Origin of the sequence: Sphingobium sp. CECT 9361, assembly GCF_918741285.1 — a bacterium.
Taxonomy (GTDB): domain Bacteria; phylum Pseudomonadota; class Alphaproteobacteria; order Sphingomonadales; family Sphingomonadaceae; genus Sphingobium.
The window spans coordinates 17,218-32,051 of record NZ_CAKKNC010000009.1 but is presented as its reverse complement, the minus strand read 5'-3'; the positions used below and the strand labels follow the sequence as shown (position 1 = coordinate 32,051).

Here is a 14,834-nt window from a genome sequence, read left to right as displayed (position 1 = left end):
AAGAAGACTCGGCCGAGTAACGCCTGTCTCGGCATAATTCCGATCAGGCGTGCGCGAATAGGTTCGGGAGTCGATGAATAGTCATCGGCTCTGTTGGCGTGTCTGACCCTCAAGCCCGCGACCCCGATACCAGACTACCTTCTGCGGAACTTACTTATAGGCCACCCGGGCAAAGAGATTACTCCGTCAGGCCATCGATAGAGATGGAGTCAGGTTATGTTCGAGAAGGCGATCGGGACCATTAACGCGGCGGCCTCCTTCCGACACCGCTATGATAATTTCATCGGAGGCCGCTGGAGCGCTCCTGCGGGCGGCGAGTATTTCGCCGACACGAGCCCGATCAATGGCGCCCAGATCGCAGAGTTCGCGCTGTCGACGCCGGAAGATGTCGAGCGCGCGCTCGATGCGGCGCACGCCGCCAAGGATCAATGGGCAAGGATCGCGCCCGCCGAACGCGCCAGGATTCTCAATCGCGTCGCCGACCGGCTCGAAGACAATCTGGAGTTGCTGGCACTTGCCGAGACGATCGACAATGGCAAGCCGATCCGCGAGACGCGCGCTGCCGACGTGCCGCTCGCGATCGACCATTTCCGCTACTTCGCCGGCTGCATCCGGGCGGAGGAAGGCGGCATCTCGACGATCGATGCGGACACCATCGCCTATCATTTCCGCGAGCCGCTCGGCGTCGTCGGCCAGATCATCCCGTGGAACTTCCCGCTGCTGATGGCGGCGTGGAAGATCGCCCCGGCGCTGGCGGCGGGCAACTGCACCGTCATCAAACCCGCATCCCAGACGCCGCTCACCTTGCTGATGTTCGCCGAGCTCACCGCCGACATCCTGCCGCCCGGCGTGCTCAATGTCGTTACCGGCCCGGGACGGACCGTTGGCCAGGCGATCGCCGCCAATCCGCGCATCGCCAAGGTCTCGTTCACCGGCGAGACCGTCACCGGCAAGCAGATCATGCACGCCGCGGCGGACCATCTGATCCCCCAGACGATGGAGCTTGGCGGCAAGTCGCCCAACATCTTCATGGCGGACGTGCTCGACGAGGACGATGCCTTCTTCGACAAGGCGCTCGAAGGCTTTACTTTGTTCGCCTTCAACAAGGGCGAGGTCTGTACCTGCCCGTCGCGCGCCCTGATCCATGAGTCGATCTTCGACCGCTTCATCGAGCGCGCCGTGGCGCGCGTCGCCGCGATCCGCCAGGGCGATCCGCTCGACCCGTCGGTCCAGGTCGGCGCGCAGGCGTCGGAGGACCAGCTCCACAAGATCCTGGGCTATATCGATATCGGCAAGGCCGAGGGCGCGCAGTGTCTGGTCGGTGGCGCCAGGGCGCTGCCGGGCGGTGCGCTCGACCAGGGCTATTTCGTGCAGCCGACCGTGTTCGTGGGTCAGAACCACATGCGCATCTTCCAGGAGGAGATCTTCGGTCCCGTCCTGTCGGTCACCACGTTCAAGACGGTCGAGGAGGCGATCGCACTTGCCAATGACACCGCCTACGGTCTTGGCGCGGGCGTCTGGACCCGGAGCGGCAACACCGCCTACCGGCTCGGCCGCGCGATCGAGGCCGGGCGGGTCTGGACCAACTGCTATCATCAGTACCCCGCCCATGCCGCCTTCGGCGGATACAAGGCATCGGGCTTCGGGCGTGAAAACCACCGGATGATGCTCGATCATTATCAGCAGACCAAGAATCTGCTCGTCTCCTATGACGAGCACGCGCTCGGCCTATTCTGACCCCCCGCTTAAAAGGAGAAACGGACATGGCGAAAACCATGAAGGCGGCGGTCGTCCGCGAATTTGGCAAGCCCCTGGTCATCGAGGACGCGCCGATCCCGACGGTCGGCCCCGGGCAGGTCCTGGTCAAGATTGCGGCAACCGGCGTGTGCCATACCGACCTGCACGCGGCAGAAGGGGACTGGCCGGTCAAGCCCAACCCGCCCTTCATTCCCGGCCATGAGGGCGTCGGGCATGTCGCCGCCGTTGGTGCCGGCGTCACCCATGTGAAGGAAGGCGACCGGGTCGGTGTGCCCTGGCTCTACACCGCCTGCGTGCATTGCCTGGGTGGCTGGGAGACGCTTTGCCACGAACAGCAGAACACCGGCTATTCGGTCAATGGCAGCTTTGCCGAATATGTCCTCGCCGATCCCAACTATGTTGGTCACCTTCCCGACAATGTCGACTTCCTCGACATTGCGCCGATCCTCTGCGCGGGCGTCACCGTCTACAAGGGACTGAAGGCCACCGAGGCCCGGCCCGGCGAGTGGGTGGTCGTCTCCGGCATTGGCGGGCTCGGCCACATGGCGGTGCAATATGCCCGTGCCATGGGTCTCAATGTGGCCGCGGTCGACATCGACGATAGCAAGCTCGACCTCGCTACACGCCTTGGCGCCACACTGACGGTCAACGCGCGCAGCGAGGACCCTTCGGCAGCGCTCAAGAAAGCCATTGGCGGCGCGCACGGGGCGCTGGTGACCGCCGTTTCGCCCAAGGCGTTCCAGCAGGCGCTCGGCATGGTCCGGCGCGGCGGCACGGTCGCGCTCAACGGCCTGCCGCCGGGCGACTTCCCGCTGTCGATCTTCGACACCGTGCTGAACGGCATTACCGTGCGCGGCTCGATCGTCGGCACGCGGCTCGATCTGCTCGAGGCACTGGCGTTCGCCGGCGAGGGCAAGGTCAAGGCCACGGTCCATGCAGACAAGCTGGAGAACATCAACGACGTCTTCTCCCGCATGCATCATGGCGACATCGAGGGCCGGATCGTCCTCGACCTCGCCTGAACCCGACTTCGCGAAAGTACAGTTCATGTCTCCCTTACATATCCGGCCGATCGCGCGGCGCCGTTTCGTCCAGGGGCTGGCGATCGGCGGCGCGGTCGCCGGTTTCGCCCCGGCGCTTCTCGCGCGATCCGCCCCAACCTTGCCCGCTGAGCTGAGCGGGACCGAGTTCGACCTCGAGATCGCCGAGCTGCCAGTCAACTTCACCGGCAAGCGCCGTATCGCGACTGCCGTGAACGGCAGCGTGCCCGCGCCGGTCCTGCGCCTGCGCGAAGGCGATACGGTCACGCTCCGTGTGCGCAACGGCCTCAAGGAGATGTCGAGCATCCATTGGCACGGCATCATCGTGCCGGCGGAGATGGACGGCGTGCCCGGCATCAGCTTTGCCGGCATCGCGCCGGGCGAGACCTTCACCTATCGCTTCGAGGTCCGCCAGAGCGGAACCTACTGGTATCACGCTCACACGCTCGCCGAGCAGACGGGACTCTATGGAGCGATCATCGTGGAGCCAAAACAGGTGCCGACGGCGCGGGCGCCCGATCGCGACTATTGCATCGTGCTCAGCGACTGGTCGGACGAGCCGCCGTTGCAGATCTTCCTCAATCTCAAGAAGCAGAGCAGCTACTATAATTTTGCGCAGCCGACCGCCGGCGATTTCCTCAAGGATGTCGGCACCATGGGCTTGGGCAAGGCGCTCGAGCGGCGGCGGATGTGGAACAGCTCGCGGATGAACCCGACCGACTACAGCGATGTCTCTGCCGCGACCTACACCTATCTGATGAACGGCGCGCCGCCCGCCGGCAACTGGACCGGTATCGCCGCGCCCGGCGAGCGCGTGCGCCTGCGCTTCGTCGGCGCGGGGACGGCGACGTTCTTCGACGTGCGGATCCCCGGGGTCGAGCTGACGGTCGTATCGACCGACGGGCAGCCGGTCGAGCCGGTCACGGTCGAGGAATTCCGGATCGGCCCGGGCGAGACCTACGACGTCGAGTTCACCATGCCCGAGGGCGGCGCCCGCACCATCTTCGCGCAGGCGATCGATCGGAGCGGCTATGCGCGTGGCACGATCGCACCGGCCCCGGGCATGGCGGCAGCCGTGCCGCCGCTCGATGCCCGGACCTGGCTCGAGCCGGTCGACATGATGGGCGCGATGGCGACGATGGGCGCAATGGGAGGCGACGCGCATGCCGGGCACGGCATGACCGAGATGCCGGCCAGGGCACGGCACGCCCGCACCGAATATGGCGCCAATACCGACATGCGCGTCGACTATCCGCGCACCAATCTCGACGATCCCGGCGCCGGGCTGCGCGGGCGCGGCTGGCGCGTGCTGACGCTGGCCGATCTGCGCACGCCGGGCGGCGATCCCGACCCGCGCGAGCCCGAGCGCGACATTGAGCTGCATCTGACGGGCAATATGGAACGGTTCATCTGGTCGCTCGACGGCATCAAGCTCAACGATTCCAGGCCGCTTCATTTCAAGCCAAACGAGCGGCTGCGCGTCACCTTCGTCAACGACACGATGATGGCGCATCCGATGCATCTGCACGGCATGTGGAGCGATGTCGAAGGCCCGGACGGCGCCTTCCAGGTCCGCAAGCATACGGTCGTGGTCCAGCCCGCCCAGCGGGTGAGCTTCCGCGTCACCGCCGACGCCATGGGCCGATGGGCCTTCCACTGCCATCTGCTCTATCACATGGCGGCCGGCATGTTCCGGGAGGTGGTGGTCGCATGATCCGGATTTTCCCCTCGCGCGGCATCGCTCTTGGCGCTGCCCTCTTCCTGGCGCCGGCGATCACGGCTCCCGCCCTCGCGCAGGATGCCTCGCCCCCGTCGCCCGCCGCCACCCCTGCCCAAACGGCCACTCCCGCTCAGCACACCCCTTCCGCGCAAGGCTCTCAGGACCATGCGGGCATGGACATGCCGGGCATGGATATGACCGACACGAAGGCGTCCGGTAACGGCGCCACGATGGAGATGGGCTCGATGCAGGGTGGCAAGGCCCCGCCGGACGCGCGCAACTCGGACGATTATGCCGACGGCTATCGCAACTCGACGCTGCCGGGCTATGAGATGGCCGACAAGCTCTCGATCCCCAAGATACTTGTCGATGAGCTCGAATTCGCCAGCGGCAACGAGGGTCAGGGCGTGGGTTGGACCGTGCTCGTCACCAAGGGTCAGGACAATGACAAGCTCTGGCTGCGCAGCCAGGGCCTCAAGAACTCCCGCGACCAACGTCTCGATCCGGAGAGCAGCGTCGAGGCGCTGTGGTGGCACAGCAAGAACCCGTTCTGGGGCACGCTGCTCGGGGTCAGGCAGGATCTCGGCAAGGGCGCGACGACATGGCTGGCCGCCGGCGTCGAGGGACTGGCGCCCTATTGGTTCGACGTCCAGCTCACCGGCTATGTAGGAACCGATGGGCGTCTCGCGGCGCGCGCCAAGGCGTCCGATGAGGTCTTGTTCACCAATCGGTTGATCCTTACGCCGCAGGTGGAGACCAATATCTATTCGAAGCGGTCGAGCGATCGGCAGCTCGGCAGCGGCTTCAGCAATGTCGAGCTGAGCGGACGGTTGCGCTACGAGGTGTCGCGCAAGTTCGCGCCCTATATCGGCTTCGTCTGGGAGCGCGCATTTGACGGCACGGCCGATTTCCGTCGCCTGCGCGGGGAAGGGCCTTCCGAACACAGGCTGGTGATCGGCTTGCGCGCCTGGTGGTGATCCGCGGATGGCCACTCGAGGGGTCGACCGCGAACGCGCCGCGTGACAAGGCTGGATCGCAAGCCAACGGTCGCTGGCCGGCCTCCTTTTTCGTCTTGTTGCTCGCGGCGGCTGCGGCGTCGGCGGGACAGACGGCCATTCTCGCCTTCCTTCCGGCACTGGTCGACCCGGCTCGTGGCGCGCTATCGTCAAGCGCTCATGATTTTCATGTCGCGAGCCTGACCGCGGTCCATCCCCTGGCAGCCTTGCTGGCGGCGCCGCTCTGGGGCTGGATCGCGGACCGGGTCGACTATCGGGCGATGTTGCGCGCAGCGCTGGTCATCCTCGCCCTGGTGACCGCGCCGATCGGCCTCGTCGGGCTGCCTGAGCTTTATGCATTGCGCCTGGTGGCGGGGATGGCGTCGGCCGCCATCATACCGTTGGGCTTGCTCTGCGCGAGCTTTGCCGCAAACGAGCGCGCGGACCAGGCGCGGCGCTTCACCTGGCTGACCGCCTTCTTGTTTCTGGGCGATCTCGCCGGTCCGCTGGTGGCGGAGGTCTCGGCCGCGATCCTGCCCCGCGCTCCCCTCATGATCCTCGCTTTCGGCATCGGTGCCGTCGGGGCGGCGCTTTGCGCCGTGCGTCTGCCGCGCTGGTGTGCACCTTGCATCGATGGCGGAGACCTGCCCGCGCCGACGCTCGGCGCGACGCTGATCCTGCTTTTCGTCACGATCGTCGCGGGCGGCGGGCTGGCGGCGATGCATGTCAATCTCCTGGTGACGCGGAGCGTCATTTCGCTGAGCCGCGAAGAGATCGCCTGGATGCTCAGTCTCTGCGGATTGGGCATGCTGGCAGCACAGATCTTCCATGCGAGGCTCGATTGGCTGGTGACCATGCCGAGGCGGCTTGCGGGGCTGACGCTCGGCCTGCTGGCTGCGGCGCTCTTCCTGTTCCCTGTCGCCGCGAGCATGGCCGAACTCAGTGGGATCATCGTTGCTGCCGGCTGGAGCTCGGCAACCCTTCGATTGGTCACCAGCTTCTGGATCAGCGGTGCGGCAGCCCCTTCGGGTCTGAAGCTCGGTCTCCAGCATTCCGCCGCCAGCATCGGGCAGGCGCTCGCGCCGCTGGCGATCGCCGTCGTCGCTCCCGGGGCGCAGCACTTAGTCTTGTGGGGGATTGGTGGTCTGTCGCTGGCGCTGCTTGTGTCCTTGCCGCTCGCCTGGAGGCCGCGCGCCATCGTGAAATCTTCAGCGTGATGAGGGGTAGGGGGCATCAATGCGTATAGATCATTAGGAACCCTATCGCATGCTTCCGGGAGCCGTTCATGAAGACCCGTCTTTCTGCCGCCTTGCTGTTCCTCGCCCTGCCCGGCGCAGCGCTTGCGGCGAATGATGTCGTCGTCCACCGGGACCCGGGTTGTGGATGCTGTGAGAAGTGGGCCCAGGCGCTTCGCGCGAAGCTGGGCCGCACGGTCGTCATGCGCGACGATGCGTCGCGCGGGGCGCTTCAGCGGAGGGCCGGCATGCCGGGCACGCTGGCATCCTGCCACAGCGCGATGGTTGATGGCTATCTGATCGAGGGCCATGTCCCGGTCGCCGATATCAAGCGCCTGCTGGCAACCCGTCCCGTAGGCGTCAGAGGCATTGCGGTGGCGGGGATGCCGATCGGCTCGGAGGGCATGGAAGTGGCAGGCGCCGCCCGCCAACCCTATGCGGTGGTGTCGTTCGGCAGTTCGGGCCAGAAGGTCTTCGCGCGGCATTGATCACGCACGCCTCGGCTCTCGCTGGTGATTTCCTGTTTGAATGACTGGGACTTGCTCGCCCCCACCTGTATAGTCATTTGATGCATGCTCCCGCTCGCCCCCATAGCCGCGCATCCGCTCCCCGGACGAAAGCTGCTTCTGTGGGCGAACCCGCGGTCGACGCTGCCGGTGCGGAGAAGCAACCTCGCTATGTGGCGATCAAAGACAGCATTTTCGAGGACATCCGGGAAGGTCGCCTGAAGCCCGGCGACCAGACGCCGTCAGAGGCCGAGCTCGTCGAGACGTTCAAAGTCTCGCGCATGACCGCAAACCGGGCGTTGCGGGAACTGCAATCGGCCGGTGTCGTGGTACGGCGGGCGGGGCGGGGCAGCTTTGTCGCCGAGCCCCGGCCGATCGGGCAGCTGATCGAGATCCGCAACATCGCGGAGGAGGTGCGCGGCAGGGGCCACGCCTATCGCGCGCGCGTCATTTATAATATCGAGATACGGGCTGATGCGGAAAGGGCAGCTCTGCTGGAAGTCGGCTTGGGCACGCGCCTCTTCCATTCGCTTATCGTCCATCACGAGACCGAATTCCCAATTCAGGTCGAGGAGCGCTTTGTGCTGGCATCTGCTGCGCCACGCTACGGAGAGAGGGATTTCAGCGCCTCGACGCCGAATGAATATCTGACACGTGTTGCCCCGCTCGAGCGAGTAGAGCACCGGGTGTGCGCGGCGATGCCGGATACAGCCATGCGAACAATGCTGGGCCTCGCTGAAGGAGAACCAGTGCTAATGATGACGCGCAGAACCTGGAGTCGCGGACGTCTCGTATCGCACGCTTGGCTCACGCACCCGGGCAATCGGTTCGAGCTATCGGCGGCTTTTTCTGTTGGGACCTAGCGATCAGCCCGCGCCCAACTTGACGGCCGATTTGCGCCTGCGCCGCAACCATCGCACGTCGGCGCGACTGAAGCTCTTAAACAGCAGGTAGAAGCCCGTCCCCGACAGCCACAAAGTACCGAACGCAACGAAGACGATCAGCGGGTGATTGAAGCTGGTGCGGTTCACATAGTCCATATTGTGGAGCATCCAGAAGAAATCCCAGGTGCGCCATGTGTCGCCGCGCATGACCAGGAATCGGCCGGTGTCGGCGGAGATGTAGGCGCTGCTGTTCTCTGCGTCCGCGAAATCCAGTCGCCACATGGTGCCTTCGTGCTCGCGCGCTTCCACATTCGGTTCGGCGAGCAACGTTGCCTTGCGGATCGGTGCTTCATTCACCATCGTCGCGACGTCGCGCGCGACCTGCTCGTCGACCCGAACCGGGGCGCCGCTCGTCGCGTCGATTAGCCGCGTGCCCGTGGTGGATCGAAGCTCGTAGACGGGGCGTGTGGCAAGGGACCGCAAGGCGATGCCGAGCACGGGACCATCAAGAGCGAGCTTTGCCGGCGCAATATAGTCACCGGCAGGTAGGGCGTGCTGATGGCTGGCCTGCGCACTGTGTCCGCCGACCTTCTCCTGATCGAGCAAGGCCATCATCGAGCCGCTCAGAGCCCAAAGGAGAAACTGCACGCCCAGGATCAGGCCGACCCATTTGTGGATGCGCCGAAAAAAGAGCGGGGTGAACCGGATTTTCTTCATGCCTTCTTCTTCCTGCGCCGCGGGAACGACCAAAGCAGCAGCCAAGCCCCGGCCAGCGCCATGGCAAGGGCACTCCAGGTCGCCACGCGCAGCAGCGGATTGTTGACGTCGGAGCGATCGTCATAGTCCATGATGTGCAGCATCCACGCGAAATCGAACACGCGCCACAGCGCATGGCGGCGCGAGATCAGCTCACCGGTCTGCGGAGAGAGATACAGGGTTGGCCGGTTCCAGGCATCGAATTCGACCTGCCAATAGGGAGGCTTGCGCGCCTGCATTTCCAGTGGCGCCGTCGTCAGCAGCCGGGCTGCGACGATGTCCCCGGTGCCGCTGTAGATGCGCCGAGCGGCGGCGCGGATTTGTGCCTCGCTCAAATCGGGGATGGGCTGTCCCGAACCTGCATCGAAGAGTCTTGGACCACCCGGGGTTTGCGCGCGCCAGACGGGCTGATCCATGAACCGTTGCAGGCGGATCTCGGACGCGTCGGGAGCCGATTGAACAATCCGCGCCGGCGGGACGAAGCTCGCAAGGTCGATGGGGGCGACGACCGGTGGGCGGACCAGATCGTCGCCATGGATGATGTCGATATGGACGGCCACCATATAGAAGCCGGTCAGCGTCCAGAGCAGAACCTGGACGCCGACGATCAGGGCCAGCCACTTGTGCGTCCGGCGGATGACCAAAGGCCAGCGAATTGCCATGTGCTGCCCTTCAGAACGCGGTTCGGAAGCCGGCGTAGAAGCGCCGTCCGAGCAGATCATAGGTCATCGTGTCGGTGTTGGCATCGGTGAAGCTCTGGATATAGGGCGCCTTGCGGTCGAACAGATTATCGGCCCCGATCTGGAAACGTGTCTTCTCGTCGATCGCGAAGGCAAGCTGAAGATTGTGGTAGAAGACGTTCGGCGTGCGGTAGCCGATGTCGCCGGCCGATGCGTTGAAGTCGGTCGCCTTGCCGATCCATTGTGTCGACCAGGTCGCGCTGATGCCGTCCTTTTCCGCCGTCAGCACGCCATAACCACGCCATTTCGGATAGCCGCCATTGCCGCCCCCGATAAACCCGTCGAAATAGATCGGCGCGCCGCCGGGGAAGGGGTTTACGACATATTTGTTGAGATAGGTCATGTTGAGATCCAAGGAGATCTTCACCTCGCCCACCGCACCACTGTACACCAGACCCAGATCGAGACCATTCATCTCCTCGCGGCCGGTGTTGATGGGCTGGGCGGAGAGGTAAGTGACCTCGCCGGTCAGCGCGCTGCGCGTAAAGTCGCTGCAGAACGGGTGCGACAGGTTCTGGCTCGCATAGCAGACTGCGAGCTTGGTCGAGCCGGGAATGGCCCGGATCGCGTCCTTGATCTTGATGTCGAACCAGTCTGCCGTCAGCGACAACCCTGGGATGATGCCGCGCGGCGATATCACCGTACCAACGGTCCAGGTCGTGGAGCTTTCGGGCCGAAGGCTCTGGTTACCGCCCACTGTGGTGAGGATCGTGGTGCCGAGCTGCGTATAGTTGGCCGGCACACCGGACGCCTGACAATTGGCGATCAAGGTCACGTTGCCGCTGGAGGTGTAGCGCGAGCAGGGATCGGTCGTGGTCAGATTGCCTTCCGAGACGCCGCCGAAAAGCTCCGGCACGTTGGGAATGCGAAAGCCCGTCCCATAAGTGCCGCGCAGACGGATGCTGTCATTGACTACCCAGTCGGCACTGAGCTTGTAATTCCAGTCGCTCCCGAAGAGATTATAGTCTGAGTAGCGGACTGCGCCATCGAGCGTGAGCGCCTTGGCGAAAGCTGTGTTGGCAAGCACCGGCACCGATAGCTCGAGATAGGCTTCCTTGGCGGTGCTCGAGCCCGAAATAGGATCCTGCTGATTGACGTTCGCCACGCCGAGCACCGTCAACGGGTCGGGATCGCGCCAGCCTTTTTCGCGCCGATAGACCACGCCGGTGGCGAAGGACACCGCGCCGGCTGGAAGGGAGAAGAGATCGCCGTTGAGGTCAGCCGTGACCGTGCCGAGTTCGTTGCCTCCGCGATCGCGCGAGGTGAACAGAATATAATCCAGAACCTGAGGTGTCAGGTCTCCGAACCCAAGATAGTCACCGCAGGGGATGGCCGCGCCCGCCGTGCTGGAGCATTTGCTCCTGTCGAGCGTGTTCGCGACGCGCTCGAGATTGGCGATGTTGGTCGAGCCGTCGACGGCCGTGTTACGCCCGAAGCTGCCCGCGACTTCCCAGGCCCAGTCGTTCGCCAGCTTGCCGCGCAGCCCGAAGGTGCCTTGCCAGGTATCGGTCTCCTGGAAGAAGTGGCGCGCGCCGGGTTCGGCGAGGCGGCGCTGGGCCAGGACCAGGTTCTGGCCGGTCGGATTGGTCGGATTGCTGGCTGGTATCGAGAGATTGCGCAGCGTGCCGGGTGTCGCGATCTGATTCGACTTGCGGAACGTATAGAGGAACTCGCCGAACGCCTGGATACCGTCGGTCAGCGCATAGTCCGCGAAGAAGGCCGTGCTGACGCGCTCGACTGGGCTGACCGCATTGAGAAACGGGTTCGAGTTGAAGTTGTGCTTGGCGGGACTGTAAGGCTCGTAGAAGTTCCCGTTCCCTCCGGGTACCTGGTTGAAGTTGATCTGTTGGCCGTTGGGCAGCACCGCGCGTCCGCCGATCGTCGAGGCGCTGTTGACGCAGCTCAGCGAGCCCGGCGTCGTTTCAGCGAGCGAGCAGGGCGCACGCGAGGCCATGTTGACGGCGCTGGTCTTCTGGTAGGTGACTGCTGCCATGAACCCGCTACGATCGTTGCGAATGCCCCAAAGTAGGTCCGCGGTGAGATCGGAGCCGTCGCCGCGCTCGGTAATGCCTTGTCGGACGCTGAGACCCAGGCCTTCATAATCGGTGCGCGTGACAAGGTTGACCACGCCGGCCATGGCATCGGCCCCGTAGATAGCGGACGCGCCATCCTTGAGGACATCGGTGCGTGCCAGCGCCACGACCGGGATCATGTTGAGATCGGGTGAGGAATTGGCGCCGGTGCCGCCCGCGACGAGGCGCCGGCCGTTCAGAAGCACGAGTGTGCGCTTGATGCCGAGGCCGCGCAGATTGACCTGAGCGGTGCCATAACCGTTGTTCGTCCAGTAGGCCGATGTCTGGTTGCCCGCGAAGCCGGCATTGGCCGGCAAACGCTGCAAAGCGGTTTCGATATTGACGATGCCGGTATTTTGGATCTGCTCGGCGGTGACCACGGTGGCCGGTCCAACCCCGGCCAGATCCTGCCGACGGATTCGTGAGCCGGTAACGACGATGTCGCTGGCATCCTCCGGGACTTGTGCCTTTGGCTGGGGTGTCGGATCGGCCTGAGCGAGAGCCGGCGCGGCGTAGCCCGCGACGATGGCGGCGCTGCCGAGCAGGGCCATCCTGATGGTCATGTGCAATCCCCCTGATGTTTTAGAACAGCCACAGACAACATCAGTTGTATATACAGGTCAACAGTATTTTTCCTGTTTTTCCAACAGCTTAGTCTCGTGAAATTTAGATAGAGATATAGCTGTAATGCGCACGCCAGACGTCGAACCCTCATGACTGAAGAGATATTTTTGCGAGCGCTCATTTGCGAAAGCTTTTGAAAGAAGAGGATAGAATATCATACCTTTCGTCGCGGGCGGCGGGCTGACGGCGATGCATGTCAATCTCCTGGTGACGCGGAGCGCCATTTCGCTGAGCCGCGAGGAGATTGCCTGGATGCTCAGTCTCTGCGGATTGGGCATGCTGGCGGCACAGATCTTCCATGCGAGGCTCGATTGGCTGGTGACCATGCCGAGGCGGCTTGCGGGACTGACGCTCGGCCTGCTGGCCGCCCACAATCGTGAAAACATCTGCGTGATGATGGGTAGGGGGCATCGATGCGTATAGATCATTAGGATCCCTATCGCCTGCTTCCGGGAGCCGTTCATGAAGACCCGTCTATCCGCCCTCTTGCTGTTCCTCGCCCTGCCCGGCGCAGCGCTTGCGGCGAATGATGTCGTCGTCCACCGGGACCCGGGCTGTGGATGCTGTGAGAAGTGGGCCCAGGCGCTTCGCGCGAAACTGGGCCGCAAGGTTGTCATGCGCGACGATGCGTCGCGCGGGGCGCTTCAGCGGAGGGCCGGCATGCCGGGCACGCTGGCATCCTGCCACAGCGCGATGGTTGATGGCTATCTGATCGAGGGGCATGTCCCGGTCGCCGATATCAAGCGCCTGCTGGCAACCCGTCCCGTAGGCGTCAGAGGCATTGCGGTGGCGGGGATGCCGATCGGCTCGGAGGGCATGGAAGTGGCGGGGGCTGCCCGCCAACCCTATACGGTGGTGTCGTTCGGCAGCACCGGGCAGCATGTTTTCGCGCGGCACTGATGCTGAGCAAGCTCTCGATAATCCGAAATCCTACTTCGCCTGGCCGAACGATGTCGAGACCAGGAGCGGCGCACGGCGCTTGCCCGACGCCGACCTTGCGTGGGCGTACTGCTGCCCTCAAGGGAGATGAAATATCATCTCAGTTTAGTGATCTAATATCCGGTGTCGTAGGGACGTCGGGGGCAATGACCCGTGGCGCGGATTGAGTCATCCATGTCACCGGGGTCGCGACACCTGCGCATCACAAGCGCGTCGCATCGCGAGCATCGCTCAATTCGATGGACGGCGAACACGCTGTTCTCGCTCGCGATGCTTGTCGTGTTCTGCTGGCACGGCATCCTTGTCCAGACGCATTTTCACACCAACGTCTGGCCGCTGTCCGCAGCGTCCGAATTGGCTTCGAGCAACGGTCTTACACATGGGCTCCACCGCGATATTCCTGGGCGAGAATTTCCTCATCACCGTTCGGCAGGGTTCGGCACGTTCGCACAGCGAGCTTCGCGCGCATCTCGAAATCACGCCGGAGCTGCTGCGCGAGGGTCCGGACTATGTGCTCCACGCCATTCTCGACTTCATCGTCGATGGCTATTTCCCGATCGTCGAGGCGATCGAGGAGGACGTGCTCAAGATGGAGCAGCGGATGCTTGCGGCCTTCCTCACCCGCGAGGAGGTGACCCGGATTTTCACGCTGCGGCGTGTGCTGGTCCGCTTCCAGCGCGTGCTCGGTCCCATGCTCGAGGTCGGTCGCAAGCTGGTGAACCTGCAGCTTCCGCGGCTTGATGAGGCCTCCAAACCCTATTTCCGTGATCTGCTCGATCACATGCTCCGGGTTGAGAGCGCCATCACCGGCATCCGCGACATCCTGATCTCGGTGTTCGAGGCGAGTCACCTGCTCGAACAGCAGCGCCAGGGTGCGATCACGCGTCAGCTTGCCGCCTGGGCCGCGATCCTCGCGGTGCCTACCGCGATTGCCGGAATCTACGGCATGAACTTCGAGAATATGCCCGAACTGAAGACGCAGTGGGGATATTTCGTCATCCTCGGCGTCATCGCCGCAGTCTGCATCGGACTCTACATCCGGTTCAAACGCAACCACTGGCTTTGACGTCGCTGACCGCTTGCCACATCGCGCGAGGTTGAGGCCGCCGGGGGCAGGTTGCCACAATTCAATGCTTTCGAAGCGTCTCGGCGCGGTGCCGGTCCAACGCATCGAGCAAAGCCCTGCCGATCAAAGGCTTTGCGAGAACGTGATCGAAGCCCGCCTCGGCGGCCCGCGAGGCCAGCAGCGTGTCGTGAAAGCCTGAGATCATGATGGCGCGTCCCGACCATCCGATCTCGCGAAGGTGACTCAGCATCGCGAATCCGTCGATGTCGGGCATGCGATAGTCGAGGATGACGCAGTCTGCTTCCTTCGCGCGGGGGTCGGCCAACAGCGCGTGGCCGGTCGTATATCCCCACACGGCATAGCCGCGCGATCTTAGCAGCAGCTGGAGGCCACGCCGCACGCCGGGATCGTCGTCGGAGACGAGGATGGTGTATCTGCCATCATGCTGGGTGGAACGGACCGATGGCATTGCGAGAAGCGGACACCCGTGTGACGATTG

12 protein-coding genes and 2 pseudogenes are annotated in these 14,834 nt (G+C 64.0%); 10 read left to right on the top strand and 4 right to left on the bottom strand.

The genetic code is table 11. The annotated features are described in order from the left end of the window. Positions 1-216 precede the first annotated feature (216 nt). The 7 genes from LQ220_RS13820 to hutC all read left to right on the top strand — a co-directional run bounded on the left by LQ220_RS13820 (position 217) and on the right by hutC (position 8,117). A complete protein-coding gene (locus LQ220_RS13820) occupies positions 217-1,737 on the top strand; it encodes an aldehyde dehydrogenase family protein (protein WP_015449264.1) in 1,521 nt (506 codons plus the stop codon). A 26-nt stretch (positions 1,738-1,763) separates the two neighbouring features. Further along, the gene (adhP, locus tag LQ220_RS13815) at positions 1,764-2,780 is read left to right on the top strand and encodes an alcohol dehydrogenase AdhP (protein ID WP_230188864.1); all 1,017 of its coding nucleotides are present in this window, start codon (positions 1,764-1,766) and stop codon (positions 2,778-2,780) included. Positions 2,781-2,805: 25 nt separating this feature from the next. Next, positions 2,806-4,512 (top strand): copper resistance system multicopper oxidase, encoded by a 1,707-nt coding sequence (locus LQ220_RS13810; protein ID WP_015449263.1) that lies wholly within the window; start codon positions 2,806-2,808, stop codon positions 4,510-4,512. Continuing rightward, positions 4,509-5,495: a copper resistance protein B gene (locus LQ220_RS13805; protein WP_230188863.1), complete on the top strand. Its 987-nt coding sequence runs from the start codon at positions 4,509-4,511 to the stop codon at positions 5,493-5,495. The genes LQ220_RS13810 and LQ220_RS13805 overlap by 4 nt, the downstream gene beginning before the upstream one ends. Beyond that, positions 5,489-6,730: an MFS transporter gene (locus tag LQ220_RS13800; RefSeq protein WP_015449261.1), complete on the top strand. Its 1,242-nt coding sequence runs from the start codon at positions 5,489-5,491 to the stop codon at positions 6,728-6,730. Before LQ220_RS13805 ends, LQ220_RS13800 begins: the two co-directional genes overlap by 7 nt. 68 nt (positions 6,731-6,798) lie before the next feature. Continuing rightward, on the top strand, positions 6,799-7,236 hold the full coding sequence (locus LQ220_RS13795; protein ID WP_004213035.1) for a DUF411 domain-containing protein: 438 nt from the start codon (positions 6,799-6,801) through the stop codon (positions 7,234-7,236). Positions 7,237-7,376: 140 nt separating this feature from the next. Then, entirely contained in the window at positions 7,377-8,117 is a 741-nt protein-coding gene (gene hutC, locus LQ220_RS13790) for a histidine utilization repressor (RefSeq protein WP_004213136.1), read from the top strand. A 3-nt stretch (positions 8,118-8,120) separates the two neighbouring features. Here the strand turns inward: hutC and LQ220_RS13785 are convergent, their stop codons facing one another. Genes LQ220_RS13785 through LQ220_RS13775 form a run of 3 tightly spaced genes read right to left on the bottom strand, consistent with a single transcriptional unit; the run spans position 8,121 to position 12,269 of the window. Then, positions 8,121-8,855: a PepSY domain-containing protein gene (locus LQ220_RS13785; RefSeq protein WP_004213137.1), complete on the bottom strand. Its 735-nt coding sequence runs from the start codon at positions 8,853-8,855 to the stop codon at positions 8,121-8,123. Then, a complete protein-coding gene (locus LQ220_RS13780) occupies positions 8,852-9,556 on the bottom strand; it encodes a PepSY domain-containing protein (protein ID WP_004213138.1) in 705 nt (234 codons plus the stop codon). The genes LQ220_RS13785 and LQ220_RS13780 overlap by 4 nt, the downstream gene beginning before the upstream one ends. Before the next feature lie 10 nt (positions 9,557-9,566). After that, positions 9,567-12,269 (bottom strand): TonB-dependent receptor, encoded by a 2,703-nt coding sequence (locus LQ220_RS13775; protein ID WP_230188862.1) that lies wholly within the window; start codon positions 12,267-12,269, stop codon positions 9,567-9,569. A gap of 226 nt (positions 12,270-12,495) precedes the next feature. Here LQ220_RS13775 and LQ220_RS13770 point away from each other — a divergent pair. The 3 genes and pseudogenes from LQ220_RS13770 to LQ220_RS13760 form a co-directional block, all read left to right on the top strand. Further along, positions 12,496-12,696 (top strand): annotated as a pseudogene (locus LQ220_RS13770) (MFS transporter); the annotation flags it as partial. Positions 12,697-12,792: 96 nt separating this feature from the next. After that, positions 12,793-13,230: a DUF411 domain-containing protein gene (locus LQ220_RS13765; RefSeq protein ID WP_185706855.1), complete on the top strand. Its 438-nt coding sequence runs from the start codon at positions 12,793-12,795 to the stop codon at positions 13,228-13,230. A gap of 421 nt (positions 13,231-13,651) precedes the next feature. Continuing rightward, positions 13,652-14,335, top strand: a pseudogene (locus LQ220_RS13760) (magnesium and cobalt transport protein CorA); the annotation flags it as partial. 61 nt (positions 14,336-14,396) lie between these two features. Here LQ220_RS13760 and LQ220_RS13755 read toward each other — a convergent pair. Beyond that, positions 14,397-14,804, bottom strand: a complete 408-nt coding sequence (locus LQ220_RS13755) for a response regulator (RefSeq protein WP_048938667.1) — start codon at positions 14,802-14,804, stop codon at positions 14,397-14,399. Positions 14,805-14,834 lie beyond the last annotated feature (30 nt).